This window comes from Thauera sp. ZXT1-4, from assembly GCF_052598215.2.
Genome location: NZ_JBQWSN020000087.1, coordinates 1 through 1,985, shown reverse-complemented (window position 1 = coordinate 1,985; position 1,985 = coordinate 1). Strand labels below are relative to the sequence as shown.

The 1,985-nt window shown below is 62.6% G+C and carries 3 protein-coding genes; 2 read left to right on the top strand and 1 reads right to left on the bottom strand.

Annotation, left to right across the window (positions count from 1 at the left end):
* Positions 1-34 precede the first annotated feature (34 nt).
* Both ACUH78_RS19115 and ACUH78_RS19110 read left to right on the top strand, forming a co-directional pair.
* A complete protein-coding gene (locus tag ACUH78_RS19115; RefSeq protein WP_510497606.1) occupies positions 35-637 on the top strand; it encodes a 3'-5' exonuclease in 603 nt (200 codons plus the stop codon).
* Between the two features lie 33 nt (positions 638-670).
* A complete protein-coding gene (locus ACUH78_RS19110; protein ID WP_445334436.1) occupies positions 671-925 on the top strand; it encodes a helix-turn-helix domain-containing protein in 255 nt (84 codons plus the stop codon).
* A 146-nt stretch (positions 926-1,071) separates the two neighbouring features.
* On the opposite strand, the gene ACUH78_RS19105 is transcribed toward ACUH78_RS19110, so the two are convergent.
* Entirely contained in the window at positions 1,072-1,302 is a 231-nt protein-coding gene (locus ACUH78_RS19105; RefSeq protein WP_445334434.1) for a hypothetical protein, read from the bottom strand.
* Between the last annotated feature and the right edge of the window lie 683 nt (positions 1,303-1,985).

Here is a 1,985-nt window from a genome sequence, read left to right as displayed (position 1 = left end):
CTGCTGGAAACCTTGCGCGGCAAGGTCGGCGGCAATGGCTGATCCGGCCAGCCGCGGGCAGATCAGCCGGCAGGTCTGTGCCTGGCTGGACGCCAATGCGCTGATCCTCGACACGGAAACGACGGGCCTCGACGCCGACGCCGAGGTCGTCGAGCTCGCCGTGATCGACTGCGCCGGCACCGTGCTGCTCGACACCCTCGTGCGCCCGAGCGGACCGGTCCCGGCCGAGGCCGCCGCGATCCACGGCATCACCGACGCCATGCTCGCCGACGCGCCGACCTGGCCAGAGATACATGACAGGTTTTGCCGACTGATCGCCGGCCGGCAGGTGATCGCCTACAACGCCGACTTCGATGTTCGCCTGATCGAGCAGACCGCCAGGCGCTATAGGGAATCGATCCCTGATCTCGTGCCGCTCGACCAGGTTGCGACGTTCAGCTGCGCGATGCTGGCCTATGCCGATTTCTACGGCGAGTGGAGTGCGGAGAAGGGGCGATATCGCTGGCAGAAGCTCTCGGCCGCGGCGCAGCAGCAGGGGGTGACCGTCGGCAACGCTCACCGCGCGCTTGGCGACTGCCTGATGACGCTCGGGGTGGTGCGTGCCATGGCGTTCACAGAAAATGCTAAAAGAGTATGATGGGGCGTTCAGAGATCATCAATGGTGAGCATGATGGCTGCCCCGAAACTCGTCTTCTCCTCGTCTGAGGAAATCAAGGCGTTCCGCCGCAAGCATGGCATGAACCAGTCACAGTTCTGGGGGCGGGTCGGGGTCACCCAGTCGGGCGGCTCCCGCTACGAGAGCGAGCGAAACATCCCGCGCCCGGTTCAGCTACTATTGCACCTCGTCTATGCGCCGGACGATCGTGCGCACCGACTCGTCGATCATCTGCGGAAATGGAAAACCGAGCCAACGTCGGGCGCGTGAGCGCTCAGCGGAGGGTTTTTTCCTCGCCTTCCTGAAGTCCCACGGCGCCACCGGCGCGCGATCGCCCCAAAGCCCCCGCCGGCTTTGCCGCGCCCCGTCTTCCGCTTGCGCATAGCGGCGCCCAAATTCTGTCGGGCAGGGCAGAGTCATGATCGAAACGATTTCTCCCGGTCAATTGCTCGGCATTCCTGACGCGTGAGCTCCTTGAGATACCGCCTGGGGTTGCCGCACATCCAGCAGCTGCAAGGGCACGGTGTATCGACAACCTTGCCGAGTGACTTGGCGTCGTGACGGATGTCTCGCCCCCAGTGGGAACGACGTGCCGCCTTCAGGCGGGCGGCGTGATGCCGGCGCAGGGCGCGCTTCATGTTCTTCATCGGGTTTCTCCTGGTTACGGCCGGCCCCCGGGATGGGCCCGGCCGGTCGTGGGAAGAAACCCGTGAAGCGATAGATCAGGACGAATTCAGCGATCACCACCAGCTCCAGTTCGCATCGTGTTTGTGCCTGGACCGGAGTACCGGATCGAATCCGGGATCGGCCAGCCAGCGCCGCAGCATGCGATTGTTGCCGTCAACTGTTACGGCAAAAGGCTCACTAAAAGCATCTGAGGCAACTCTAGCAGACCATCAAAACCTGTCAAATTGCATCGTTTTTGATTCAACCAAAACGGAGGTTTTCGGGGTGGGGCGGCCCTGCCAGGAGGGGTCGAGTTGGCGGAAGGCGGGAGAAAAAAGAGGGGCGCGGAGGTGCATGAGAGGCCGAGAAAAAGCGCCGGCTGGACGCCCTTGGCCTTGCCAGGGGGCGCCGGGGTGGCGGCAGGTCGTGCTTCCAAGCCAAAGGCGGGACAAGCCGTGAAGCTGTTGGGTGTATGGCGTATACTGTGCCGCGATACGTCTTGAACGGTATATACCTGCGCCACGAGACATCCAAAGTCAGGATTTAGCCCGTTTTTAACTGCGCCTCAAGGTATGGCAAAGCTGTATAAACCTGTGCCGCGAGACCCCACAAAGCCAAGTCAATTCGGCCGGATGATGAGGCGTTAATTCCGGGTCACTCCCCC